Annotated in this window: 24 protein-coding genes; 16 read left to right on the top strand and 8 right to left on the bottom strand. The window is 72.3% G+C overall.

The annotated features are described in order from the left end of the window. The first annotated feature begins 29 nt into the window (after window positions 1-29). The 7 genes from ACIRL2_RS10185 to ACIRL2_RS10215 all read left to right on the top strand — a co-directional run bounded on the left by ACIRL2_RS10185 (window position 30) and on the right by ACIRL2_RS10215 (window position 6087). Window positions 30-599, top strand: a complete 570-nt coding sequence (locus ACIRL2_RS10185) for a 2-oxoacid:acceptor oxidoreductase family protein (protein WP_395859022.1) — start codon at window positions 30-32, stop codon at window positions 597-599. Then, a complete protein-coding gene (locus tag ACIRL2_RS10190; RefSeq protein ID WP_395859023.1) occupies window positions 596-886 on the top strand; it encodes a 4Fe-4S dicluster domain-containing protein in 291 nt (96 codons plus the stop codon). Before ACIRL2_RS10185 ends, ACIRL2_RS10190 begins: the two co-directional genes overlap by 4 nt. Continuing rightward, window positions 883-2094 (top strand): hypothetical protein, encoded by a 1212-nt coding sequence (locus ACIRL2_RS10195; RefSeq protein WP_402231427.1) that lies wholly within the window; start codon window positions 883-885, stop codon window positions 2092-2094. The genes ACIRL2_RS10190 and ACIRL2_RS10195 overlap by 4 nt, the downstream gene beginning before the upstream one ends. Beyond that, window positions 2091-2999, top strand: a complete 909-nt coding sequence (locus ACIRL2_RS10200) for a thiamine pyrophosphate-dependent enzyme (protein ID WP_402231429.1) — start codon at window positions 2091-2093, stop codon at window positions 2997-2999. Before ACIRL2_RS10195 ends, ACIRL2_RS10200 begins: the two co-directional genes overlap by 4 nt. Continuing rightward, window positions 2996-4111 (top strand): D-2-hydroxyacid dehydrogenase, encoded by a 1116-nt coding sequence (locus ACIRL2_RS10205; protein ID WP_395859026.1) that lies wholly within the window; start codon window positions 2996-2998, stop codon window positions 4109-4111. Before ACIRL2_RS10200 ends, ACIRL2_RS10205 begins: the two co-directional genes overlap by 4 nt. Before the next feature lie 64 nt (window positions 4112-4175). Further along, entirely contained in the window at window positions 4176-4532 is a 357-nt protein-coding gene (locus ACIRL2_RS10210) for a hypothetical protein (RefSeq protein WP_395859027.1), read from the top strand. A 46-nt stretch (window positions 4533-4578) separates the two neighbouring features. Then, window positions 4579-6087 (top strand): class I adenylate-forming enzyme family protein, encoded by a 1509-nt coding sequence (locus tag ACIRL2_RS10215; protein ID WP_395859028.1) that lies wholly within the window; start codon window positions 4579-4581, stop codon window positions 6085-6087. Between the two features lie 33 nt (window positions 6088-6120). Here the strand turns inward: ACIRL2_RS10215 and ACIRL2_RS10220 are convergent, their stop codons facing one another. Then, window positions 6121-6711, bottom strand: a complete 591-nt coding sequence (locus tag ACIRL2_RS10220; protein ID WP_402231431.1) for a TetR/AcrR family transcriptional regulator — start codon at window positions 6709-6711, stop codon at window positions 6121-6123. Window positions 6712-6803: 92 nt separating this feature from the next. Between ACIRL2_RS10220 and ACIRL2_RS10225 the strand changes: the two genes are divergently transcribed. Together ACIRL2_RS10225 and ACIRL2_RS10230 are read left to right on the top strand one after the other, a co-directional pair. Continuing rightward, window positions 6804-7670 carry an SDR family oxidoreductase gene (locus ACIRL2_RS10225; protein ID WP_402231433.1) on the top strand — a complete coding sequence of 289 codons (867 nt, stop codon included), beginning with the start codon at window positions 6804-6806 and terminating at the stop codon, window positions 7668-7670. Between the two features lie 105 nt (window positions 7671-7775). After that, entirely contained in the window at window positions 7776-8366 is a 591-nt protein-coding gene (locus ACIRL2_RS10230; RefSeq protein WP_402231435.1) for a class IV adenylate cyclase, read from the top strand. Window positions 8367-8378: 12 nt separating this feature from the next. Here ACIRL2_RS10230 and ACIRL2_RS10235 read toward each other — a convergent pair whose 3' ends face one another. Further along, window positions 8379-8675 carry an Atu4866 domain-containing protein gene (locus ACIRL2_RS10235; protein WP_402231437.1) on the bottom strand — a complete coding sequence of 99 codons (297 nt, stop codon included), beginning with the start codon at window positions 8673-8675 and terminating at the stop codon, window positions 8379-8381. A gap of 359 nt (window positions 8676-9034) precedes the next feature. Between ACIRL2_RS10235 and ACIRL2_RS10240 the strand changes: the two genes are divergently transcribed. Both ACIRL2_RS10240 and ACIRL2_RS10245 read left to right on the top strand, forming a co-directional pair. Further along, complete coding sequence (locus tag ACIRL2_RS10240) at window positions 9035-10537, top strand: hypothetical protein (RefSeq protein ID WP_402231439.1); 1503 nt, start codon at window positions 9035-9037, stop codon at window positions 10535-10537. A 789-nt stretch (window positions 10538-11326) separates the two neighbouring features. Next, the gene (locus tag ACIRL2_RS10245; RefSeq protein ID WP_402231441.1) at window positions 11327-13447 is read left to right on the top strand and encodes a phosphocholine-specific phospholipase C; all 2121 of its coding nucleotides are present in this window, start codon (window positions 11327-11329) and stop codon (window positions 13445-13447) included. Between the two features lie 138 nt (window positions 13448-13585). Here ACIRL2_RS10245 and ACIRL2_RS10250 read toward each other — a convergent pair whose 3' ends face one another. From ACIRL2_RS10250 to ACIRL2_RS10260, 3 genes are all read right to left on the bottom strand, one after another. Beyond that, the gene (locus ACIRL2_RS10250) at window positions 13586-14161 is read right to left on the bottom strand and encodes a hypothetical protein (protein WP_395859035.1); all 576 of its coding nucleotides are present in this window, start codon (window positions 14159-14161) and stop codon (window positions 13586-13588) included. Beyond that, on the bottom strand, window positions 14145-14777 hold the full coding sequence (locus ACIRL2_RS10255; RefSeq protein ID WP_402231443.1) for an RNA polymerase sigma factor: 633 nt from the start codon (window positions 14775-14777) through the stop codon (window positions 14145-14147). The genes ACIRL2_RS10250 and ACIRL2_RS10255 overlap by 17 nt, the downstream gene beginning before the upstream one ends. Before the next feature lie 274 nt (window positions 14778-15051). Further along, a complete protein-coding gene (locus tag ACIRL2_RS10260; protein WP_395859037.1) occupies window positions 15052-15882 on the bottom strand; it encodes an SDR family NAD(P)-dependent oxidoreductase in 831 nt (276 codons plus the stop codon). Between the two features lie 432 nt (window positions 15883-16314). On the opposite strand from ACIRL2_RS10260, the gene ACIRL2_RS10265 reads away from it, so the two are divergent. Beyond that, window positions 16315-17241, top strand: coding sequence for a LysR family transcriptional regulator (locus tag ACIRL2_RS10265; protein ID WP_402231444.1), 927 nt, complete (start codon window positions 16315-16317; stop codon window positions 17239-17241). Between the two features lie 332 nt (window positions 17242-17573). On the opposite strand, the gene ACIRL2_RS10270 is transcribed toward ACIRL2_RS10265, so the two are convergent. After that, window positions 17574-18083, bottom strand: a complete 510-nt coding sequence (locus ACIRL2_RS10270; RefSeq protein ID WP_402231446.1) for a hypothetical protein — start codon at window positions 18081-18083, stop codon at window positions 17574-17576. A 320-nt stretch (window positions 18084-18403) separates the two neighbouring features. Here ACIRL2_RS10270 and ACIRL2_RS10275 point away from each other — a divergent pair, with 320 nt between their 5' ends. The 4 genes from ACIRL2_RS10275 to ACIRL2_RS10290 all read left to right on the top strand — a co-directional run bounded on the left by ACIRL2_RS10275 (window position 18404) and on the right by ACIRL2_RS10290 (window position 22041). Then, window positions 18404-19642 carry an amidohydrolase family protein gene (locus tag ACIRL2_RS10275; protein WP_395859040.1) on the top strand — a complete coding sequence of 413 codons (1239 nt, stop codon included), beginning with the start codon at window positions 18404-18406 and terminating at the stop codon, window positions 19640-19642. 256 nt (window positions 19643-19898) lie between these two features. After that, window positions 19899-20432: a VOC family protein gene (locus ACIRL2_RS10280; protein WP_395859041.1), complete on the top strand. Its 534-nt coding sequence runs from the start codon at window positions 19899-19901 to the stop codon at window positions 20430-20432. A gap of 145 nt (window positions 20433-20577) precedes the next feature. After that, complete coding sequence (locus tag ACIRL2_RS10285) at window positions 20578-21480, top strand: helix-turn-helix transcriptional regulator (RefSeq protein WP_402231449.1); 903 nt, start codon at window positions 20578-20580, stop codon at window positions 21478-21480. Between the two features lie 87 nt (window positions 21481-21567). After that, window positions 21568-22041: a DUF3291 domain-containing protein gene (locus ACIRL2_RS10290; RefSeq protein WP_402231451.1), complete on the top strand. Its 474-nt coding sequence runs from the start codon at window positions 21568-21570 to the stop codon at window positions 22039-22041. A 199-nt stretch (window positions 22042-22240) separates the two neighbouring features. Here the strand turns inward: ACIRL2_RS10290 and ACIRL2_RS10295 are convergent, their stop codons facing one another. Both ACIRL2_RS10295 and ACIRL2_RS10300 read right to left on the bottom strand, forming a co-directional pair. After that, window positions 22241-22426: a nuclear transport factor 2 family protein gene (locus tag ACIRL2_RS10295; RefSeq protein ID WP_402231453.1), complete on the bottom strand. Its 186-nt coding sequence runs from the start codon at window positions 22424-22426 to the stop codon at window positions 22241-22243. Next, on the bottom strand, window positions 22423-23295 hold the full coding sequence (locus ACIRL2_RS10300; protein ID WP_402231454.1) for a M23 family metallopeptidase: 873 nt from the start codon (window positions 23293-23295) through the stop codon (window positions 22423-22425). The genes ACIRL2_RS10295 and ACIRL2_RS10300 overlap by 4 nt, the downstream gene beginning before the upstream one ends. Window positions 23296-23654 lie beyond the last annotated feature (359 nt).

Below are 23654 nucleotides of genomic sequence, written 5' to 3' on the forward strand. Positions count from 1 at the left end.
GGCAGAGAAGCGGCGAGGAAGGGGTCTCCATGCAGCGCGAGGTTCTACTGACCGGGATCGGCGGTCAGGGCATCCAGCTCGCCACCGCACTGCTCGCCGCGGCCGCGGTGGCCGAGGGCCGGCACGCGATGTACTTCGGGTCGTACGGCGGCATGATGCGCGGCGGCAACTCGGACACCACGCTCGTCCTCGGCGACGCGCCGGTCGAGAGTCCGCCGACCGTCGCCTCGGCCTGGTCCGGCCTGGTCCTGCACCCCGCACACGCCGGCGGCGTCTACTCCCGACTGCACGACGACGGCCTGCTCGTGCTCAACACGAGCCTGTGCGACCCCGGCGCGACGCCCGTCGTCGGCCGGCTCGTGCCCATCCCCGCCTCGGAGTTGGCCGCGAGCACCGGCAACCCCTCGGCGGTGACCATGATCGCGCTCGGCGCGTACGCCGCCGCGACCGCCGTCGTGGGCCTCGACACCCTCCTGGATACCGCCGCCGACGTGTTGCCGCCGTACCGAAGGCAACACGCGGAGGGCATCCGCAGCGCGCTCCGGATGGGACACGCGCATGCCGGACCGGCGCTGCGGGCCTGGCCGGTGTACGCGTGAGCGGCCGAGGCCCGGCGGCCACGCAGCCCGGCGAACCGGTGCTCAGCAAGGGCACCCTGGTGATCGATGTCGACGCCTGCAAGGGCTGCGACCTGTGCGTCGACGCGTGCCCGGTGGACGTGTTGCGGATGACCGTCGACGAGGTCAACGACCGGGGCTACCGCTATCCGCAACTCTTGCCCGGCTGCATCGCCTGCAAGGCGTGTTCGGCGGTCTGCCCGGACTTCGTCTTCCAGGTCTACCGGTACGACGAACCCCGCGACGAGACCGGAGGCGACCGCCGATGAGCAGGCCAGGGACCACGACCGACACCCGCCCGCCCGTACTGCCCGGCTCGGCCGCGATCGGCGAGGCGATGATCGCGGCCGGCTGCCGGTTCTTCGCCGGCTATCCGATGACACCGTTCACCGAGGTGCTCGAACACATGGCGGCCCGGCTGCCCGAGGTCGACGGCGTCTGCGTCAACGCGGAGAGCGAGTTGGAGGCGGTCGGGATGGCGTGGGGCGCCGCCGCCACCGGTACGCCGGCCGCGACCGGATCGACCGGGCAGGGCCTGTCGCTGATGCAGGAGTCGCTGGCCGAGATCGTGTACGCGCGGCTGCCACTGGTGGTGTTGAACATGGCGCGCGCGCAGGGCGACTACTTCCAGGCCACCCGCGGCGGTGGACACGGCGACTACCGGCACCTGGTGCTCGCGCCGTGCGATGTGCGCGAGGCGGTCGAGTTGACCCAATACGCGTTCCACCTGGCCGAGTTCTGGCGCAGCCCGGTGCTGGTGATGGGCGACTACTACCTGGCCCACACGCACGTGTCGGTCGACGTCCGGCCGCACGACTTCGGGCCGCTGCCCGCCCGCGACTGGGCACTGGACGGCTCGTCCGGCGGAACCGGCGCGGCCAGACTCGTCTCGCCGCTGTCCGACCGCAAGCAGCGGCACGCCGGCGATCGCACCGACGCCGGCTACGATCTGGCCGAGTTCTACACCCGGCACGGCGGCGCGATGGAACGCATGGTCGCCGAGACCGAACCCCGCGCGGAGACCGGGTTCCTGGCCGACGCCGAGGTCGTGGTGGTCGCGTACGGAACGCCCGCGCTGTACGTCCGCCAGGCCGTTCGCGACCTGCGCGCGCTGGGCCTGCGGGTCGGCTACGTGCGCCCGATCACGCTGGTGCCGTTCCCGAGCGAGATCGTGCGCGCCGCGGCGGCGGGCGCGCGGGTGGTGGCGGTGTACGAGAACAGCGGAGGACAGATGGTGGACGACGTACGCCTGGCCGTGCTCGGCGCGGCGCCGGTGCGGTTCATCGGCCGGCTCAGCCTGGACTCGTCCGGCTTCGGCATCGCGCCCGACCTCGATGTCGGTGCGATGCGGCGGCGGATCGAGGCGGTGTTCGAGTCGGCCGGGGACGGATCGGCACGGGCCCCGGCAGCCGATCCGGATCCGGCCGCCGACCGGGACTCGGCCGCCGACGCCCGACCCGCGGCGGACCACCGATGAGCGCCGGAACGCCGACGAGCGGCTCCTCGACCGGCGCGGCCACTCCGCCGGGCCCCGCGTGCGATGCCCGGTCCGGTCCCCGGCCCGGCCCGCAGCCCGCCGGACGCCGTGAGTTGCCCGTGCTGACCACCACCGCCACCGCGCCCACGTGCGGAGCCCGGCTCGTGCACGACTTCACCCCCGACCTGATCGACGTCGGCGCGCACCACCTGTGTCCCGGCTGCGGCGAGCCGATCGCGATGCGCTCGATGGTCGAGCAGGTACAGGAACTGGACCAGGTCACCAAGGCGATCGCGGTGTTCGGGATCGGCTGCTACACGGCCTACTCCAACAACCTCGACATCGAGGTGCTGCAAGCCCTGCACGGCCGGGCCCCGTCCCTGGCCACCGGCGTCAAGCGCTGCCGGCCGGACACCCTGGTGTTCACCGTGCAGGGCGACGGCGACATGGTCAACGAGGGCCTCCAGGAGGTGCTGCACACGGCGGCACGCGGCGAGAACGTCACGTGCTTCATGCTCAACAACGGCGTATTCGGAGAGACCGGCGGGCACATGACCGCCGCGACCGTGCTCGGCCAGCGCACCAAGAACACACTGGACGGGCGCGACGCGGCCGTACACGGCTACCCGATCCGACTCGCCGAACTGATCGCCGAACTCGACGGCGCCGCGTACGTCGCGCGCGGCGCGGTCAACGACATCGTCAACATCACCCGCACCGCCCGCATGATCAAGAACGCGTTCCGGACCCAACTGCGCGGCGACGGCTTCTCGTTCGTGGAGATCCTGACCATGTGCCCGACCGGCTGGTTCGTGGACACCACCGCCGCGCCCGACTACCTGGCGAACACGCACGCCGCGACGCACACCCTCGGCGTACTGAAGGACCGGAGGACATCAGCGTGAGTGACGCGCCCGAACCCGAGCGGACGCACCAGCCCGCGCCCGAACCCGATCGGCCGTCCATCGTGGTCGCCGTCATGTACCCCTCGGCCTGGGACATCCGGCCCGCGCACGTGCTCGCGGCCGACTTCGACGCGGTGCGCGCGCTCGATCCCCGGCTGGAGATCGTGGACTGCCGCTACGTCGAGCCCGAGCACCTGCGCACCGAGCGCGGCCGACCCGGCGCCGCGGCCCGCCCGGAACTGCGGCAGCTCGCCCCCGCGTTGACCGCCGACCAGCGCGACCTGCTGGCCCGGGCCGAGATCGCGCTGGTGGCGGACCTGCCGTTCGAGGTGGCGGACCTGGCACCGAAGCTGCGCTGGGTGCAAAGCTGCGCGGCGGGCAACGGGCAACTGCTCTCGGCGGGCCTGCCCACCGAGCGGATCCGGCTGACCACGGCGGCAGGGGTGAACGGTACGCCGATCGCGGAGTTCGTCTTCGCCCGGATGCTCGCGTTCTTCAAGCGGCATCGCGAGCTGGACGCGCTCCAGGACGCGCGGCGCTGGAAGCCGGCGTTCGGCGGGCTGATCCAGGGCCGGACCCTGGGCCTGATCGGCGTCGGCGGGATCGGGTCGCAACTGGCGCGCCGGGCCAAGGCGTTCGGGATGACGGTGCACGCGACGCGGCGGCGGGTGGAGGTGCCCGCCGAGCACGTGGACCGGCTCTTCCACCCGGACGACCTGCACGAGATGTTGGCGGGCTGCGACGCGGTGGTGTCCGCGGCTCCGGAGACGGCGGACACGGTCGGCACGATGAACGCCGCCGCGTTCGCCGCGATGCGCGAGGGCGCGTTCTACTGCAACGTCGGCCGGGGGTCGTTCGTGGTCGAGGCGGACCTGATCGCGGCGCTGCGCGGCGGCCGGCTCGGCGGCGCCGCCCTGGACGTGGTCGCGGCCGAGCCGCTGCCCGCCGACGACCCGCTGTGGGACGCGCCGAACCTGTACCTGTCCGCGCACTGCTCCAGCGCGGCCCTCGAACACTTCACCGAGGTCTTCCGGCTCTTCCGCGACAACCTGGCCCGGTACCTGGCGGGCGAGGAACTCCGCAACCGGATCGACCCGGACGCGGGCTGCTGAATCCCCGGCTGCCCATCACCACCACCGCCCATATCACCCCAGCGACCCAAGGACGGATCAGCAGATGAGCGACGAAACCGTGTCCGCGACGGGCGAGCCGGCCGCCGAACGCACCCTCGGCGGGATCGGTACCCGGGTGTTGTTCGAGGACGACAAGGTCCGGATCTGGGAACTCGAACTCGCCCCGGGCGCACGCAGCGACGCGCACCGGCACGAACTGGACTACTACCTGATCCAGATCGCGGGCGACCGGATCGCGGTCGAACCCGAACCGGACACCGAGGGCGAGTACCGCGAGTACTTCGCCGCCGACGTGGTTCCCGGCGTGGTCGTCCCGATGCGACGCGGCGGCGTGGAGACCGCGGTCAACGTCGGCGAGCAGCGGTATCACGAGATCATCGTCGAACTGAAGGACCGCTGACCCGGGTGGTCACTCCGGCGCGGAGCACCGACGAAAGGGTGTGGCAATGGCGCACGAGGGTCTGGTGATCGACGCCGTGTTCACGGGCGCGGCCCGAGCCGTCCCGGACCGGCCGGCGGCGGTTCTGGGCGAGGACGCGCTCACCTTCGGCGCCTTGCACGCGGCGGCGTCCGGCACCGTACACGCGCTGCGTGCGGCCGGCGTCGGGCGCGGCGACCGGGTCGCGTGCTGGAACCGGACCACGCTCGACGTACTGCCGGTGTTCGTGGCGCTGGCCCGGATCGGCGCGGTGTACGTCCCGTTGAGCCCGGGACTGTCCGCAGCCGAGGCGACCGCGACGGTACGGGTGGCCCGGCCCGCGCTGATGATCGCGGACGAGAGTGTGCCGGGCGCGGCGGTGGGGGCCGCGCTCGGCGTACCGGTGCTCGGTCTGGCGGAGGTGGCGGGCTCGGCGGATCCGGCGCACACCGCGCCGAGCGGCGGAGACGGCGGGAGCGGCGAGACCTGCGACGGTCCGCGTGAGGCCGACCCGCACGTGCTGTTCTTCACGTCCGGCAGCACCGGTCGGCCCAAGGGCGTGATCCTCTCCCACCGCACGAACGTGCTGCGCACCCATCCCGGTGCGCAACTCGAACCACGCGGCGCGATGGTGTGCCCGTACCCGCTGTTCCACATGGGTGCCTGGACGATCGCGCTGCAACAGTGGCAGGCGCGCGACACGGTGGTCCTGGTCACCCGGGCGGACGGCCCGGAGATCGTGTCCGCGGTGCGCCGGCACCGCGCGACCCGACTGAACTGCGTACCGGCGGTCTGGCAACGGGTGTTGGACACGCTCGCGGCGGAGGAGGGACCCGACGGCGGCACGCTGGCGACGTTGCGCTTCGCCGACACCGGTACGTCCCGCACCCCGCCGGAGTTGCTCGCGGCGATCGCCGAGGCCGCCCCGAACGCCGTGCTCCGCGTCTTCTACGGCTCGACCGAGGCGGGCAACGTGGCCGCGCTCGACGGCGTCGACGTGCCGCGCAAGCCGGGCAGTTGCGGAGTGCCGAGTCCCTACCAGGAGGTCGAACTCGGCGCCGACGGCGAGGTGTGCGTGCGCGGGCCGCTGCTGTTCGACGGCTACTTCGACGACGAGGCGGCCACCCGCGCGGTATTGCGGGACGGCCGCTTCCACACGGGCGACCTCGCGACGGTGGACGCCGACGGCTACCTGAGCATCGTCGGCCGGGTGGGCGAGCTGATCCGCACCGGCGGCGAAGCGGTCGCGCCGGGCGAGGTCGAGGCGGTGCTGCTCCGGGTCGAGGGGGTCCGCGAGGCGGCCGTGGTGGGCCTGCCGGACCCGACCTGGGGCGAACTGATCTGCGCGGTCGTGGTGCCGGCCGACGCCACGAGCCCACCCGACCTCACCACACTGCGCGCCGCCTGCGCGGGCCGACTCGCCACCCACAAACACCCGCGCCGAGTGGTCTACGTACCCGAACTCCCCCGCACCCCCGCAACCGGCCAGATCCTGCGCCGTCACCTGGTCGAACAGATCACGACGACCCGGGAATAGCTCCCTGGTCCCTGGATCCACCGTCGGTTCCCGTCAGTCTTCTTGCGTCGGGTCCTCGCCGCCCGGGCGTAGGCCGGCCACCATCAGGCGCAGGAGGTGTTCGGCCTGGGTCGGTGACACCTGTTCGCGCAGCCAGGCGGCCGCGTTCATCAGGGCGTGGATGTCCGCGGCGGTGACCTCGGCGCGGACCGCACCCGCGTCGCGGGCGGTGCTCAGCAGGCTCTCGGTGATCGCGGCCATGCGTTCGCACGCCTCGTGCAGTTCCGAGGCCTCGTCGTCGAAGCCCTCCATCAGCAGCGCGGCAAGGCCCCGGTAGGCCGCCGCGTGTACCGCGACCGCACCCATCCAGTCGGCGATGGCGGCCAACGGCGGCACCTGCTCCGGCAGTTCTTCGGCGGACTCGAAGAGGGTCGCGTGCCGTTCGCGCAGCAGGGCGGCGGCCAGGGCCCGCCGGTTGGGGAAGTGCCCGTACAGGGTTCCGATGGCGACTCCCGCCCGGCGGGCGATGCCCTCCAGGGACGCGCCCGTGCCCTGTTCGCGGAACGCCGTGTCGGCCGCCTCGAGGATGCGCTCGTAGTTGCGTTGCGCGTCGGCGCGCGGTCGGCGTGTTCGGGTGCCGCTCATCCACCTGCCCCTTGCTTATTCGAGGGTACCTCGACTTATTATTCCGAGGAGCCCTCAGTTTAGCCGAGGGTCCTCAGTCGAAGGAGCTGCACATGATCTTGGTTACCGGGGCCACCGGATCCATCGGCGGACATCTGGTCCGCCGACTCCGGGACCTACAGGCGCCGTTCACCGCACTGGTCCGGGACGCCGACAAGGGTCGGACGTTGGGCTGCCCGTACGTCGTGGCGGACTTCGACGATCCCGACTCGATCGCCGCGGCGCTGGTCGGGGTGGACCGGGTCCTACTCAACGGCGCGGGCGCGGTACCGACCGTCGACGGGGCGGCGCAGCCGATGGTGGCCCAACAACGGGCCTTCATCGACGCGGCCGGGCGGGCCGGGGTGACACGCATCGTCAAGGTCTCGGTCTGGCACGCGCAGCGGAGCGGCAGGCTCGCTCAGGGTGCGCACTGGGAGATCGAGCAGCACCTGAAGGCGTCCGGCATCGAATGGTCCCTTCTGCAACCCAGCGGCTTCATGCAGAACTTCCACACCGGGGCGGGCACGTTCAGCGCCGACGGGAGCCTGATCGCTCCGGCGGACGACGCTCCCGTCTCGTACATCGACTGCCACGACATCGCCGCGTGCGCGGCCGTCCTGCTCACCGAACCCCGGGGCGCGGGAGAGACGTTCGTCCTCACCGGCCCGGAGGCACTCACGATGGCCGAGGTCGCCGGGCAGTTGTCCGAGCTACTCGACAAACCGGTCCATGTCGTCGGGCTGACCCCGGACGACATGGCGAGGCAACTCGTGTCACAGGGCGTCCCCGAACGGTTCGCCGACGACGTCGCCGCCCTCTGGGCCGACGTCGGCACCGGCTCATTGGCCGCCACCACACCCGACGTCGAACACCTCACCGGCCGAAAGCCGCGCATCTTCGCCGAATTCCTCACCGCAAATCGAGCCCGCTTCCGCTGAGAAGCGACGCCGGTTCTGGTTCGATCCGGAATATCGGCCCGTCCGACACTGCCCTGGCGGTTCGGCGGTTCGGGTGGTCGGTGGGGAGGGTGGGGAGGGTGGGGTGTGATCGAGGTGGAGTTGAAGGCTCGGGTGGGTGATCGGGAGGGGCTTCTCGGTGCGTTGGAGGGGCTCGCCGGCGGGCGGGAGGAGGTGTATGAGGACACCTACTACGACGATGCCGGGCAGGCTTTGGCGCGTGGGGAACGGGAGTTGCGGGTCCGGACGGTGCGGGGCGCGGCGGGGATGATGTCCGTGTTGACGTACAAGGACGCGCCGGTCGAGGTGGTGTCCGGGTCGAAGCCCGAGTACGAGACGCGGGTCGGGGATGCGGCCGGTGTCGACGCGGTGTTGCGCGGGCTCGGGTACCTGCCGACGATTCGGTTCGAGAAGCGGTGTCGGAACTACACGTTCGAGCGCGGGGGTCTGCGCCTGTTCGCCTCGGTGGTGGAGGTTCCGGAACCGGGCGAGACGTTCGTGGAGGTCGAGACCCTGGTGGCGGACCGCGATCGGGTCGCGGCGGCACTGGCGGTGGTGCGGGCGGTCCTCGCCGACCTCGGCGTCGCGCGCGAGGCGCTCACGAACGAGTCGTACACGGACGCGGTGGCGGCGCGGAGGGCCGGCGCGCCCGGGGCCGATTCGCGGACCGGCGAGTGACGGGCGGGTGGGTCACGAGCGCTCGGCGGGCGCCGATTCGCGGTAGAGGACCAGGTGTTCGTGGTGGAGCACGCCGTCACGGATGTCGCCGGTGGCGGTGAAGCCGGTGTCGTCGACGTAGTCGAGGTGGGCGCCGGTGACGGTGTAGCTGCCGGTGTACGCGCTGTGTCGGGTGCCTCGGGCCTCGTCGTAGCGGCCGTCGGGGCGAAGTTCCCGGCGGATGTGGCCGTCGGCGGTCACCCACATGCCGATGACGTCGACGCCGGCAGTGGCATCGGCGGCTGCGGTCCCGTTGGATTCGGTGGTCATGCCGTACTCCGTGGCTCGTCGGTCTGCGGTTGGTTCGCCCGGTCTGCGCATGGGTCCGGGCCGAAGGCAGGGCGCGGAACTCCCGGGTACGCGACACCCACCCGACCCGAGGCCGGCCGGAGACAGCGCCGCGCTCCCGGGTGTACGACACAGACCCGGCACGAGGCCCGGGCCGGAGGCAGGGCGCCGGACTCCGGGTGTACGACACCCGCCCGGACGGAACGCCGCGCCGGGCGGGCCCGAAGGTGGCGGTGATCAGCGGACTTCTCGGGTTGTTTGCGTCTTGTTCGGTTAGTCCTTTCGGGTGTTGGGGCCCAATGGGGCTTCGGGGCCGGGCCCGGTGCGGTAGACAGGTGGACATGCCTCTGAAGACGCGTGCCGCCAGGGTCGGCTCGATGGATGTGAATCGCATGGGCCCGGTGGAGTTGCGGGTGTTCGCGCTGTTCGCCGCAGCGGCCGCGGCGGGACAGAGCATCACCATCCGCGAGGTGGCCGGCCTGGCCGGGCCCAACGGGCGCACGATCGGCTCGCGCAGCGCGATGAGCGTCGCCGGCGATCTGGTCGACAGCGGCCTGCTGGCGCTGTCCCCGCCGCTGACCGTGGTCGGCCTCGACGGGCCGATCGAGGTGTCCGTGGCCGGTCGCGGCCCGGTGGAGCCGACCGCCAAGCCGGTGCTGCCGCGCCCCTCGTCGCCGCTGCTGCCCGAGCTGCGCGAGCCGACCGCGCCCGATGCCGTTCCACCGCCGCGAGGCCCGCGCACGACGGCCGAGCAGCCCCGCGGGGCGAAGGAGACCCGCCGGCCGCGCGATCCGAAGGGGCCCAGGGACGGCGGCGAGCAGACGGGCCTGCGGCGCTTCGGCGTGCTCACCGTGCCGCCCGGGCTACCGGAGCCGTTGCTGGCCGAACTCACCGCGATCGTCGAGGGGTTCCGCGCGCATCAGGCCGGCGGCGTCGCGGACCTGACCGTCGTGGCCGAGCTGACCAAGCGCAAGGCGGCCGCGCTCACTCTGTGGGCCGACGCGCCGTATCCGCTGGGTACCGGCCTGGTTCGGGCCGAGGCCGACCGCGCTCGTCGGGCGTACGAGACCACGCTCCAGCAGTTGGCGCAGCAGCGCGGCATCCCGTGGGAGAGCGCGCGTCCCGACGCGGCGCCCGGCGGGCACTGGGCGGTGAGCGGCCTGGGCGAGCCGGTGCGCGGCGCGTTGACGTACATCGGCCGGACCGCCCCCGGCACCGCTCCCGTCGCCCGACTGCTCGCGCTGGTCTGCCTGTTGCGCGGAGTCGGCTCGGGTGTCGCCAACCTGACCGGCCCCGATCTGCGCGGCGTCTGCGGCAAGGAGGCCGAGCTCGCGGTCGGCGAACTGACCGCGTCCGGGTGGCTCAGCGTCGACGTCGAGGAGTTGCTGGCAACCGAGGAGGACCCGGTCGGCTGCGGCGTCCCCGGTGCCACCGGCTTCTCGCTGGGCAAGCTGCCCCGAACCCGGTCCTCGGGCTGGGTCGCCCGCCTGATCTCGCACAAGAAGCTGCGCAAGCAGCCCGCGCACGTACGCCTGGCCGCCCTCGGCATCACCGCCCACTCGGACGCCGACGGCGACGCCCGCGCGGAGGTGGCCTTCCTCGCCGACCTCACCGCGACCACCGCCGAGGAGGTGGCGGCCACGACCGAGACGCTCGTCGCGGACGGCTGGCTGACCGAGGCCGACGTCAAGGACGGAACGGTCCGGGGCCGAATCGCACCGGAACACCTGATCTACGTCGAGGCGCTCCGAACGAACACCCCCGTACAAACCCTCCAGGCCGCGGCCAAGGCCGCAGCCGCCGCACAAGACGCGGCGGCAACCACCGCGGTTTCCACCCCGTAGACCTCGAGTCGACCGCACAACCCGACCGCCTCGCCCCCCGACCCGGCGACGACGCCGGATCGGGGATCCGACGCGATGCGCGCCACCCCGGGCCTGGGCCTCCGGCCTCCGGTTCGATGGAGCCACCAACCGCCCTGCCATCGACTCGCAGGCCCACGCCGGCCGGTCGCCATCACCGGGTTTGCCCACCCGAGCCGGTCGCCACCACCCGGGTCGCCCGCCCTGCCCCGGTCGATCGGCGCGTTCAGCGAAGAGGATCGACCAGGGCCTCGCCAGAGGCACCCCTTCGGGCAGGACGAGCGAGTCCTCCGGCCCGGTGGGTCCAGGGCCCGCCCCTCATCGCAAGACCGACACACCGACAGGCGACCCCCATCGCCCCGGATCCCCGCGAAGTCCTCGACCGGGCGCCGGGGGCTGCGGTAGGCATGTCGGACCACCGCGTGCGAATCGGCCCACTCCACCGCCGGCTCCGGCGGTGCCTCCCGATCGAGCACGTCCCGACCCGGCACGTCACCGACCCCGCACGTCGTCCACCACGACCCCTCACCGTGCGCCGGCCGGGCGGGGACGAAGCGAACCTCAGCCCCGCGCGCCGGCGGAAGTTTGCCTGTCCGTCACCCGCGATCCGCTCCCCGGTCGGCGGCGGACCGATGAACTGCGGTGGTCCGAACACCTCCGCACGCCCGAACCACCCCCGTACGTGCGAACGGCTCGGTGCAGCACCCGAACCACCCCATCCGTGCGAACCCATCGCACGGGCGCTTCTCCCCACATCCGAAAGGGCTCCCCGTGTCGGCCTCCCCCCAGCCTCCCTCCGGCGTATCCCGCCGCCGCCTGTTCCAACTCGGCGCGGGCGGCGCGGGACTCGCCGTCGCCGGCTCGCTCCTGCCGCCGTCCGTCCAGCAGGCCCTCGCCTCCCCGCCCCGGCGCGGCGGGTTGAAGGCGATCAAGCACGTGGTCGTGCTCGTCCAGGAGAACCGCTCGTTCGACCACTACTACGGCACGCTGCGCGGGGTCCGGGGCTTCGGGGACCGCAACACGATCCGACTGCGCGACGGGCACGACGTGTTCGAGCAGCCGGGCGGTCCCGCCGGGCGGGTGTTGCCGTTCCCGGTCCGCAAGGCGGCCCAGGACGCGGCGAAGGACCTGCAGTACATAGGCGCGCTCGACCATAGCTGGGACGGCGGGCACAAGGCCTGGAACGACGGCTGGAACGATGGCTGGATCGGCGCCAAGTCGCCCGCCACGATGGCCTACTACGACCGCACCGACCTGCCGTTCCACTACGAACTGGCGGACACGTTCACGATCTGCGACGCGTACCACTGCGCACTGCCGTCGTCGACCTCGCCCAACCGCAACTACCTGGTCAGCGGCTACACCGGCTACGAGCCCGGCAGCAGCACCCGGCGGGCGATCGACAACGCCGCGTACTCCGAGGACAGCCACGCGGGCTACTCGTGGACCACCTACGCCGAGCACCTCCAGCGCGCGGGCCGGTCCTGGAAGGTCTACCAGGAATGGGACAACTACCAGGACAACAACCTGGAGTTCTACGTCTCGTTCAAGCAGGTCGCGCGCAAGGCACTGGCCGCGGCCGGCGACTTCAAGAGCCTGGACTCGTTCTACGGCAAGCTCGGCGGGCTGCCCGCGGCCGAGCAGGACGCGCTGCTGGCCAAGCTGGAGCAGGGCGTCGCGGCGCTGCCGGCCGCCGACCGGGTGCTGTACGAGCGCGGTCTGCGCCGCGGCCGGCCGCACTCGCTGGCGAACGCGCTGCGCGCCGACATCGCCGCCGGCACGCTGCCCGAGGTGTCCTACCTGGTGCCCTCGGCGGCCGACTCCGAGCACCCGAGCGCCTCCTCGCCGGCCGCCAGTGCGACGATCACCTACCAGGTGCTCGACGCGATCGCGTCCAACCGCGACATCTGGGACTCCACCGTCGTGCTGCTCACGTTCGACGAGAACGACGGCTTCTTCGACCACGTGCCGGCGCCGCGTCCGCCGGAAGAGGTCACGGACGAGTACTACAACGGCCGGCCGATCGGATTCGGCGCACGGGTGCCGATGATGATCGTGTCGCCGTGGACCGTGGGCGGGTACGTCTCCTCGGAGACCTTCGACCACACCTCGGTGACCCGCTTCCTGGAGACCTGGACGGGAGTTCGCGCGCCCGACATCAGCGCGTGGCGACGTACCGTGTCCGGCGACCTGACCGGCGCCTTCGACTTCGACCGGGCCCGCCGCTCGCACGTGCCGCCCCGGCCGGCCCCGGCCCCGGGGTTCACCTCGCGCTGGCGGCCCGCGCCGCCCGCCGACCAGAAGCTGCCCGAGCCCGAGCGCGGTCGCCGCCCGGCCCGTCCGCTGCCCTACCAGCCGGACGCGTCGGCTCGCGTGGACGCCGCCAAGCGCACACTCACCCTCGACCTGGCCAACGGCGGGCGATCCAGCGTGCACCTCCAGTTGTTCCCCTACTCGGGCGAGTTGCCCAAGCCCAAGCACTACGACGTGCAGGGCAGGCGCTCGGACACGATCGCGCTCAAGGGCGACCGCTACGACCTGACGGTGGTGGGCCCGAACGGTTTCCGCCGCGAGTTCGCCGGGGCCACGGCCGCGGCCGGCGCCGAGGTCACCTCGCGGATCCGCGCGACGGGCCGGGTGCTGGACCTGGAACTGGCCAACCACGGCAAGCAGTCGGTGACCTTCAGGCTCACCCCGAACGCGTACGGCCTCGGCTGCTCCGACCGCGAGCGCACGATCACCCTCAAGCCGGGCCGGGAGCGTACCGTGCACTGGTCGACGGGTTCGGCCGACGGCTGGTATGACGTCACGGTGACGATCGAGGGCGGCGACGGCTTCACCCGACGGCTGGCCGGCCACATCGAGAACGGCCGGGAGAGCGTCAGCGGCTGACAAACCGCCAGGTCGCGGCGGCGACCGGCACCATCCCGCACGTCCCGGCGACTTCCCCGCGCCGGGACGTGCGATCTCCGCTGCCGCCGCCGGCCGTCGGCCTCCCCTCGACGGGGCGGCAGGCGGCACGGCAGCGTTTCAGGCGGCGTTTCGCTCGCCGACGGCATCCGGCGAGGACTCGGCCGCTTCGTCGCCGGCGGTGGGCGTACTCGCGGGATGCCGAGCGTGCGGCCGGGCGACCTGCAACTCGCAACGTCCCTCCGTGCACCGGCGCTCCAACCGGCCCGCCGAAATGGCCTGGATCAACCCGACCAGCCAACAGGTCGGACAACCGCGCAGCACGACCAGGCCCACCGGAGCGAGCAGCAGGGCGGCCGGGCCGACCACCGGGATCAGCGCGAACGCGCCGACGAGCGCCCCAAGCCCCACCGCGCCTCGGACCAGATGCCGCGCCACCGAATCACGGGCGGCACCTCGGTCGGTGGCGAGCCCCATCGACAGCACCGCCTTCACCCGGTCGCGGGTCACCCACCGAAGGGCCTTCCGCGGCCGGTCGCCGGCCGACGGCAACGGGGCGTCCTTCACGAGGTCGGCCCGCACTCCCGTTGGGGCGTCCTTCACGCCGTCGGCGTGCACTCCCGCTCCGGCCTCCCGCACATGGTCGACGACCACTCCCGTCGGGGCCTTCTTCGCACCGTCAACGACCACTCCCATGGGTGCCTCCCTCACGCGGTCGATGGTCACTTGCATCGGCGTCGCCGGCGCCGCCGCTCCCGTCGCGGCCCGCCTCGTACCCGTCGAGCGGTTGCCGAAGTCCCTCCCGGACCGCCGTCCGTGCCCGGTGCAGGCGCGACTTCATGGCGGCCGTAGTCAAGCCGAGTTCCTCGGCGACCGGCCGCCCCGGCCGGCCCTGGACGTCGCGCATGATCAGCACCCGGCGCAGGTCCTCGGGCAGCGCGGCGATCACCGCGGCCACCCGCTCGGCCTCCAGCCGCCGGAGCACATCGTCCTCCAGGCACTCCGTGGCGGCCTCCCGGTCCGGTTTGGCCGACCGCAGCACCGTCCGAGCGCGCCGCAGACATTCGTTGCGCACGATGCGGAACATCCACGACCCCAGCGCCGCGGTCGCCCGCAACATCCCGATCCGGCGATAGAGGATGATCAACGCCTCCTGCGCCGCGTCCTCCGCGTCGTGCGGTGACGTGCACAACGAATGGGCGAAGCGCAGCACGTGCGGATACGAACCGGAGACCAGCGCGGAGATCGAGTCGACGTCCCCGCGCTGGGCGGCGAGAACCAACTGTTCGCCGGGCCAATCGGTCTCAGCCACGCGAGCTCCTCCGCTTTCGGACCAGAACGACGCACGTGCACACCAGCAACGCGACACCGACCGCGACACCAACGACAACTCCCATGGGGACCTCCGACTCCGGGGCCGACCGAGCGGTCGACGCACAGATAAGAGCCCGCCGGACCGCAAAAGGATTCACCCGAACCACAACCCGTCGCCGCCGACCTCGCCCGCCCGGGTTCGATGATCCACCAGGAGGCAGGGCGACCGGACACCCGGACGACCCGCCGAACCCTGGGCCGCCGAACCCCGATCACTCCCGGAACGGCACGGCGGTGCGCCGGCGGACCAGTTCCGCGTACGGTTCGGGCGTGCCGGCCGGAAGCGTGGCCAGCCACAGGACGTCGGCGGCGGACCGCTCCACGTCCGCGTCCCGCTCGGCTGCGGCGATCGGCTCGGCCGGATCCGCGCGGCACACGCTCGCGGCATTGACCACGATGTCGCGCCGTGCCGCGTCCTCGGCCAGGTCCCGCGCGAGTACCTTCATCGCGGCCACCCGGCCGATCGTCGACGGAACGCCGATCCACGCGGGCCAGCCCTCAGCGGCGGCACGCCCCTCCTCCACGGCGCGGACGTAGTCCTCCATCACCTCGGCCAGCTCGGCCAGGCTCGCCCGATCCACGTCGAAGCGTGTGCGCAGCCGGTGCGGAAGGTGCCGCAGCCCGGCGAAGTCACCGGCCAGGAGCACGAATCGGGCGCCGTCGTTGAGCAGCGGAGCGAACGCCTCGATCAGCCGGTGGGTGCCGTGGTTGTCGGTGTCCACGTAGGCCCTGACCTGGTCCTGGTTGCGCGTCCCGAGGTCGACCCGGGCGGCGGCGCCGGCGATCACCACGTCCACGCCGCCGTGTCGGTCGGCGAGCGTCGCGGCGAGCCTCGCGGCGCCGGTCGCGTCGCGTGGATCGAGGGCCGCGAAGTGCGGTGCGAACCCCTCGGCGCGCAGCCGGGCCACGGCGTCGCGCCCGCGCTCCGGTTCCCGGGCCGCCAGGTAGACCGCGCCGTGCTCGCCCAGCCGCCGGCACAGTCCGCGCACGAGCGCGAGGTCCAGCGCGCCGGTTCCGCCGGTGACGATGGCGGTTTTGGACATGGCGATCCCCGATTCCGTGGTTCGGTGCGTCGGCCGAGCGGCATGCGACATGCTGCGTATGGCCTCCGGGCGTTGCGGCACCCGGCGGTCGGCGCCCGTGACGGTCCGCGCCGCGCCGGTCGAGCGCGCTCGGGCGAGCACGCCGACGGGCGGTGTGGATCCGGTGCCCGGGCGTTCCGGCCGGCGTGTCTCTACGATCGTGCCGAGACACTTCCCCGAGCAACGACGATGTCGGCAACCCTCGTTAACCCAGGGATTACCGATGGCAGGTGTGGCACAGGGTGCGGTGCGGGGCGCGGAGGCACGGTGTGGCACGGGGTACGGCGCGGAGTCCGACACGGGACACGACACCGGTTCGCGCCGGCTCGCACCGGTCTCATCGGCCTCATCGGCGGGAGCACGGCACGGTACGGCGACGAACGGCGGGGGCGTATGGAGCTGCGGGACATCGAGATCTTTCTGGTGCTGGCGGAGGAGTTGCACTTCGGCCGTACCGCCGAGCGACTGCTGGTGTCCTCGGCCCGGGTCAGCCAGGCGATCAAGCAGCAGGAACGGCGAATCGGCGCGCCCTTGTTCGAGCGGACCAGTCGGCGGGTGTCGCTGACCCCGATCGGCCGGCAGTTGCGCGAGGACCTGGCCGCGGGCTACCAGCGCATTCAGGACGGGATCGAGCGGGCCGCGTCGGCGGCGCGCGGCCTCTCCGGCACGCTGCGGCTGGGCACGATGGACGCGACGCTGGCTGAGATCCCCGAGATCCTGGACACCTTCCGCAGCCGGCATCCCGACTGTGAGCTGCGCATTCGCGAGGCGCACATCGGCGACCCGTTCGGGTTGCTGCGCGGCGGCGAGGTGGATCTGCAACTGGTGTGGCTGCCGGTGGAGGAGCCGGACCTGACGGTGGGCCCGATCGTACTGACCGAGCCGCTGGTGCTCGCGGTATCCGCGCGGCACGAGTTCGCCGGCCGCGAGTCGGTCTCGCTCGAGGACCTCGCGGTCGGTCCGGTGTTCCGGATCGACGACTCGGTCCCGGCCTATTGGGCCGAGGCGATCAACCCGACCCAGACGCCCAGCGGGAAGCCGATCCCGCGCGGTCCCTCCAGCACGACGGCGCACGAGACGCTGACCGCGATCGCGGCCGGGCTGGGCATCTCGCCGGTACCCCTGCACGCGGTCAAGTACTTCCCCCGGGGCGACATCGCGTACATCCCCATCCACGACTCGCCCGCGCTCTCCTGGGGCCTGGTCTGGCGCACGGCCGCCTACTCCCCACTCGCCCAAGCCTTCACCCGCGCCGCCACCGACACCCTGGCGGCCACCCAACCGGCAAAGCCCGACCCGGCCCCGGCCCGCCGCCCTTGACCCTGCGCGGCCGAGCGATCTCCGGGACGCCCGGGACTCGGGACACCCGACCCGATCCGATCCGATCCAACTGCCGACCGGCTTGCCCTCCGCCGACACACCGAGGCCGCTCCCGCACACCGGGAGCGGCCTCGCCTACGCCGCGATGCTGCCGGGCCCGACAATTCCCGGCGGTTCACTTCCGGGCCCCGGCCGTGCCGTCCGATCGGTACGGCACTCACGAACCGTCCAACCTTGCGGCGCTGACGAACGGTCACCCGTAGGGCACTGACGACACGACGCCCGAGCAGGTTCGTCAGGGCCGTCGGGCCCTCCCTGGTGGAAGCCGCCGGCTACCGGGCCGCGCCGCCGACGTGGGGCGCACCGCCCGCGCCCACCGCCCAACCCCGACCCTCCGCTCGGGACACCGCCTCCGCCATGACGGCGACCGGCAACATCGGGTGGGCCGCTGCCGCCTGCACCACCTGTGCGTCCTCGTCCGCGAGTAGTGCGATGAGGGTCGCCGGCGACAGTGCCGGATGGCCGGCGGCCAGACGCCTTGCCCGGTCATCCACGAGGCACGCGTGCAGCGCCGGTGCGGTCGCGTTGCGGTGTCGGGCGATCGCGCGCAGTGCCTTGCGTGGTGGGGCCGGCTGCCGGGTCAACTCCTCCAGGAGGGCCGACGACGCGTCGGGGTTCGCCGCGACGCCGGCGGCCACGCGGGCTCCGTGCCGAGCGAGCATGGCCCGCAGCCGGGCCTCGGACAGACCGGGGTGCGGTGCGATGGAGGTAACCACCTTGGCGTCCGGGTCGCCGGCCAACGTGTCGCGGATCGTGTCGGGAAGGTCGCGACGTGCGGCCACCAGCATCCGCAACGCCGCGTCGGCACATCCTGCCCGACCCGGGGTGGACCGGCAGCCGAATATCGGCGCACCAGGCGGATCCGATCGGGCCGACCCACTCCGTCGATCCGGCCCACCCGACCAACCCGGCCTACCCGATTAACCCACCCGACCAACCCACCCGGCGACCCGACCCACCCCGGCCGGACCAACCTGTTGCGCCGGCCTGCCCGGTGGCGTCGGCGGGCGTGGCTCTTGTCTCCTGTCGGCGCCTCTGCCATACATGGCTGCACGCCGCATCTGACGCTGTGTCATTTCCCGTGGCGGGAGAGAGGTCTGCCGTGACTCGTCTGGTACTGACCGGGGTCAACCTGCTCGATGGGACCAACGCCGCCGTCGCCGATCGCACGGTGGTGGTGGAGGGCGAGCGGATCGTCGCCGTGCGAAGCGAGCGGCCCGACCCGCAGGACGGCGACGTACTCGTCGACCTGGCCGGACACACCCTGATGCCCGGCATGTTCACGTGCCACTTCCACGCGACCTACCACGAGCTGGGCTCGAAGCCGAACACGCCGTACGGCAACGAGTACCCGCCCTCCTACCAGGCGCTGATCGCCGCGCGGAACCTGCGCACCGCGCTCGAACTCGGCTACACCGGCGTGGTCGGCGCGGGCGGGTCCAACGACGTCGAGGGCGGCGTCAAGCGCGCGATCGAGGACGGGTTGATCCCCGGCCCGAGGTTCTGGGCCTCCTCGCGCGAGTTGTCCACCACCGGGCACTCCAACGACGGCGTCCCGTGGCACTGGGGCATGGGCGCTTCCGGCGCGGTGCGGTTGTGTGACGGCGCGGAGAGCTTCCGGCTCGGCGTACGCGAGGAGATCAAGCGCGGCGCGGACGTGATCAAGCTGTTCGTGACCGGCGGGCACGGCACCACCGCGCCCAAGGACCGGATCGAGATGAGCCGCGCGGAACTGGCCGCCGCGATCGAGGCGGCCCATCAGCGCGGCGTGCTGATCCGGGCGCACCTGGTCAACAAGCCGGCCATCATGATGGCGCTCGAACTGGGCATCGACATCGTCGACCACTGCGACGAGATGGACGACGAGGTGATCGCCGCGCTCGTGGAGACCGGCGCGTTCGTGGTGCCCTCATTGCACTTCCCGAAGCACTTCCTCGGCTTCATGGGCTCGGGACTCGGCTTCGCCGCCGACGCGATCAGGGCCGACCTGAACCACATGTACGCGATGATCCCGAAGGCGCAGGCCGCCGGCGTGCGGTTCGTGCTCGGCGACGACTACGGCGCGATCGGCTTCCCGCACGGGATGTACGGCGCGGAGCTGCGTCTTTACACCGAGCACGCGGGCGTAACTCCGCTCGACGTCCTGCGCTGGGCGACCCGCAACGGCGCCGAACTGGCCCGACGCGGGGACGACCTCGGCCGCATCGAACCGGGTCGGCTCGCCGACCTGCTGATCCTGGACGGCGACCCGACGACCGACATCGGCGTACTGGCCGACCGGCCACCCCGCGCGGTCCTCAAGGGCGGCGAGCTGGTCGCGGGGGCTTGGCCGGGGCGGTGAGCGGGGCGTCCCCGGACGCCTGATCTCCCGGACGCCTGGTCTCCCGGGTGCGCGGCCTCCCGGGTTGTGCAGCCTCCCGGGTTGTGCAGCCTCCCGGGTGCGTGGCCTTCCCGAGCGCCCGACCGTGCGATTGCGTACCGCGATCACGCACCCGTACACCCACCACGACCACCCGCCCCGACCGCTCCGTACCCGCCCACTCCCCTGCCCGCCGTCCCCTCGGCCCCGCAGATCGGATCCGACCCCGGGAGCACCCATGGCACCAGCGATCCGCTCCGTCGACCAGCTCGGCTACGTCGTCGACGACGTCGAAGCCGCAATGCGCCACTGGTCGACCACTTTGGGCGTCGGCCCGTTCTTCCACTTCCCGCAGGCGGCGATCCGGGAGACCTACTACCGGGGCAAGCCCACCGACGCCCGGATCGCCGTCGGCATCGCCTACGCCGGCGACCGACAGATCGAGCTGATCCAGCAGCTCAACCCCGAAGCCCCCAGCGCCTATCGCGACTTCCGCCGCGAGCACGGCGAGGGCCTGCATCACCTGGGCCACTTCACCACCGACTACGACGCGTACCTCGCCGAATTCGCCCGAGCCGGCGTACACCCGTACCACCACGGCACCTCCGGCCCGGGCGGCCGTTTCGCCTACTTCCCCACCGAGGCGCACGGCGGCACCGTCGTCGAGGCCCTGGAGGTCACCCTCCACCGCGACTTCTTCGCGATGATCCGCGAGGCCGCCCGAACCTGGGACGGCGAGTCGGCCCCGATCCGCGAACTCGACTTCGGCTGAGCGGGCGCGAGCGGCGCGACCCGCACCCACACCGTCAGCCGCACCCGCAGCCATGCGCCCGGCTCCGCGCTTCGGGCGGCCCGCGCCGGCCCCGCTCGCCCCACCGTCCCGAGGTCCCCGCCATCGGCTCGCCTACACTCCGGTTGTGTCCGACCTCTCTTCCCCTCCCCCGCCCGGTGATGACGCGCTCGACACGGTGGGAGTGCTCGCCGACCCGATACGCCGGGCCCTGTACCGCTACATCGCCGCCGCCGAGGGCGCGGTCGGGCGAGCCGAGGCGGCCGACGCGGTCGGGATCCAGCGCACGCTCGCGGCGTTCCACCTGGACAAGCTCGCCGAGGCACGCCTGCTCAGCACCGAGTACGCACGGCCCGCCGGCAAGGGCGGGCCAGGCGCCGGCCGACCCGCGAAGTTGTACCGCCGCAGCACGATCGAGACCAGCGTGAGCCTGCCACCGCGCGCCTACGACACGGCCGGCCAGATCCTGGCGGACGCGGTCGAGCGCGCGGGCGCGGATCGGGCGGTACACGCGGCCGCGTACGACACCGGGCGGCTGGCCGGGAGGGCGCTCGGCGGGCCGACGACGGGTGACGCGAGCGACACGGACAACGCGGACGGCACGAACGGTGGGCAGGGCGCGGACGAGCACGATCGGGTGGTCGCGGCGCTGACGGCGCGCGGATACGAGCCGGCCCCGGACGCGCTGCCGAGCCCGGCCCCGGAGTCGCAGCCGCAGCACGAGCGGGCCGATCAGGATGTCCCGGCGACGCCCGGGGAGCCGCACGACACGTCCCGGATCCTGCTCCGGAACTGCCCCTTCCACCAACTGGCCGAGGATTTCCCGCCGCTGGTGTGCGGGATGAACCTGGCCTTGGTGGAGGGGCTCCTCGACGGCCTGGGCGCGGCCGGACACCGGGCCAGGCTGGACTCGGTGCCGGGACGCTGCTGCGTGGTGGTCGAGCGGTCGGCGGAGGAGACCGCGAAAGGGCGACAGGCCGCGAACGCGGGGCCGGTGAACGGGGCGAACGGGCGGGGACCGGGCGACTGATCCACCCGATCCACCCCCTCGATACCTCCGCAATCTCTAAAAACAATTTTCGTTGACATATATCTCGGGAGCTGGTGAGGTGACCTCATGCCCTCGACACATCACATCGCCCAATTCAACGTCGCGCGTATGCTCGCCCCTCTGGATACGCCCACCATGGTCGACTTCGTCGCCGGCCTCGATCCGGTGAACGAACTCGCGGACCACGCGCCCGGCTTCGTCTGGCGGATGAAGGGCGAGGACGAGGGCGTTCCCGACGCGACCGACGTCCGCCCGTACGACGCCGACAGCATCGTGACCATGTCGGTGTGGGAAACCCCGGACCTGCTCTGGGAGTTCGTCTACCGCAGCGGCCATCTGGAATACCTGCGCCGCCGCCAGGACTGGTTCGAGCACCTCGCGGAGATGTCGCAGGTCCTGTGGTGGATCCCGGCCGGCACCGTCCCGACCGTCGCCGACGGCAAGAGCCGCCTGGACCACCTGCGCGAACACGGCCCGACCGCGCACGCCTTCACCTTCCGCACCCGCTTTCCCGAGCCCGCGACGGCGGAAGTCGCCTGACCGAAACGACCGAGCCGGCTGTCCGGGACACGCCTTGTCCGGCTCCGCGGCGGCTCGCGACCACGGGTCGGCACCCATACGCCGACACCGAGCCTCGGGAGCCGCACCGGAGCCCGGCGCTCGCGTCCGTGACGGGCTCATCCGCCCACCGAAGGGACCCGAGCACGGCGATGTCGCGACCGGCGTCGAGGCATCAGGGTCAAGGCGTCAAGGCCGCGTCCACCGCCTTGGTGTCCCAGTAGAACGGGCGGATCTCGGTGATCAGTCCGTTCCGGATGGTGATCATCTGCATCACCCAGGTGTCCAGAACCCGGCCCGTGGCACGCGCGGTCAGCACCCCGGCCCAGGGGTTCGAGGGACCGGACCGCTTCCACCGACCGGTCACGGAGTCCCCGGCCGGCTGACGGTGCTCGACGCGCTGAAGACCTCGTCGTTCGATGGCACCCCGATCCCGCGCCACGCGAACGGAATCCCGCGCGCCACGGTCAGGTCGGCGGCGTCCATGAGCTGAAAGTGCACGTGCGGCTCGCTGGAATTCCCCGAGTTGCCACAACGCGCCAACCCCTGCCCCACCCGCACCCGTTCGCCCTCCCGCACGACCACCGACCCACGCCGCAGGTGCGCGTACATCGCGTACACCCCGCCGCCCAGATCCAGGATCACGTGGTTGCCGACCAGCCGACGCGCATCGGCCACTTCCCGGACGACGCCCTCGACGACCAGATAGACCAGCGCCGGGAACGAGTTGCGGCTGAGATGATCGCGTTGGCCGTCGACCACCCGCACCACCGTCGCGTCCGCCACCGCCGACACCGGCAGCCCGAACCCTGGGAACGCGCGGCTGCGCCGTACCACCGGCCACCACCCGAACCTCGGGCGAGCCCGCCCGCCCTCCGGCTCCGCGACGATGTCGATCGCGTATGCCTGCCCATAGGCCCTGGTGCCGTGGCTCGGCACCTTGTCGGCCGGGCTGTTCAACGCCCGCCATCGCCCGGACACCGGCGCCTCCACCTCCACGCCGGGCCTCGCGCCGGGCTCGACACCGGCACCGGCCTTCGCGGTGGCGTCCGGCTCGACCGACTCATCCGGCTCGTCCGGCGCCCAGCTCACCAGGAGTTGGGTGACCATCATCAACCCCAGCGGGATCCAACTCAACATCCAGGAGTAGCCGTAGTGCATCCCTGCGACCAGGACCGCGAAGAACGCGATCCAGCAGAGGCGATTCATGGCCGTGGCGGCCTTACGCATAGGCATCGTGCGGCTCCCGTGTGGGCTCGTCGGTCGATTCGTGGTGTCGATCGGACCCCAACCTTCGATAGTTCGAAGTTACGTAATTACGTATCCCTTGGCAAGGGCTTATCGCGGATCGCGTCGAACCGGCGCCCGCCGAGCCGTGCACCTGACGGGCCGAGAACCTGCCTCCGAACACGGCTGCGCCCGGCGGGTGCGCCCGGCGGGTGTGCCCGGCGGGTGTGCCCGGCGGGTGTGCCCGGTAGGTGCGGTCCGCAGGTGTGCCCGGCGTCACATGGAACCTTTTCCCGCCCGGCGTCCTCTTCCCGACGCTCGACCGTTCGATCCGATCGGCCGAATCGCCCGCCCGCGCAGCCGGTCTA

Origin of the sequence: Embleya sp. NPDC127516 (assembly GCF_044765325.1) — a bacterium.
In the GTDB taxonomy this organism is placed as follows: Bacteria; Actinomycetota; Actinomycetes; order Streptomycetales; family Streptomycetaceae; genus Embleya.

What these genes read in the sequence shown, in the direction of transcription:
- ACIRL2_RS10265 (WP_402231444.1), top strand. Translation starts at nt 16,315, where the DNA reads ATGGAGCTGCGGGACATCGAGATCTTTCTGGTGCTGGCGGAGGAGTTG.
- ACIRL2_RS10250 (WP_395859035.1), bottom strand. Translation starts at nt 14,161, where the DNA reads ATGGGAGTGGTCGTTGACGGTGCGAAGAAGGCCCCGACGGGAGTGGTC.
- ACIRL2_RS10300 (WP_402231454.1), bottom strand. Translation starts at nt 23,295, where the DNA reads ATGCCTATGCGTAAGGCCGCCACGGCCATGAATCGCCTCTGCTGGATC.
- ACIRL2_RS10225 (WP_402231433.1), top strand. Translation starts at nt 6,804, where the DNA reads ATGATCTTGGTTACCGGGGCCACCGGATCCATCGGCGGACATCTGGTC.
- ACIRL2_RS10260 (WP_395859037.1), bottom strand. Translation starts at nt 15,882, where the DNA reads ATGTCCAAAACCGCCATCGTCACCGGCGGAACCGGCGCGCTGGACCTC.
- ACIRL2_RS10235 (WP_402231437.1), bottom strand. Translation starts at nt 8,675, where the DNA reads ATGACCACCGAATCCAACGGGACCGCAGCCGCCGATGCCACTGCCGGC.
- ACIRL2_RS10220 (WP_402231431.1), bottom strand. Translation starts at nt 6,711, where the DNA reads ATGAGCGGCACCCGAACACGCCGACCGCGCGCCGACGCGCAACGCAAC.
- ACIRL2_RS10290 (WP_402231451.1), top strand. Translation starts at nt 21,568, where the DNA reads ATGCCCTCGACACATCACATCGCCCAATTCAACGTCGCGCGTATGCTC.
- ACIRL2_RS10200 (WP_402231429.1), top strand. Translation starts at nt 2,091, where the DNA reads ATGAGCGCCGGAACGCCGACGAGCGGCTCCTCGACCGGCGCGGCCACT.
- ACIRL2_RS10185 (WP_395859022.1), top strand. Translation starts at nt 30, where the DNA reads ATGCAGCGCGAGGTTCTACTGACCGGGATCGGCGGTCAGGGCATCCAG.
- ACIRL2_RS10210 (WP_395859027.1), top strand. Translation starts at nt 4,176, where the DNA reads ATGAGCGACGAAACCGTGTCCGCGACGGGCGAGCCGGCCGCCGAACGC.
- ACIRL2_RS10240 (WP_402231439.1), top strand. Translation starts at nt 9,035, where the DNA reads ATGCCTCTGAAGACGCGTGCCGCCAGGGTCGGCTCGATGGATGTGAAT.
- ACIRL2_RS10215 (WP_395859028.1), top strand. Translation starts at nt 4,579, where the DNA reads ATGGCGCACGAGGGTCTGGTGATCGACGCCGTGTTCACGGGCGCGGCC.
- ACIRL2_RS10195 (WP_402231427.1), top strand. Translation starts at nt 883, where the DNA reads ATGAGCAGGCCAGGGACCACGACCGACACCCGCCCGCCCGTACTGCCC.
- ACIRL2_RS10280 (WP_395859041.1), top strand. Translation starts at nt 19,899, where the DNA reads ATGGCACCAGCGATCCGCTCCGTCGACCAGCTCGGCTACGTCGTCGAC.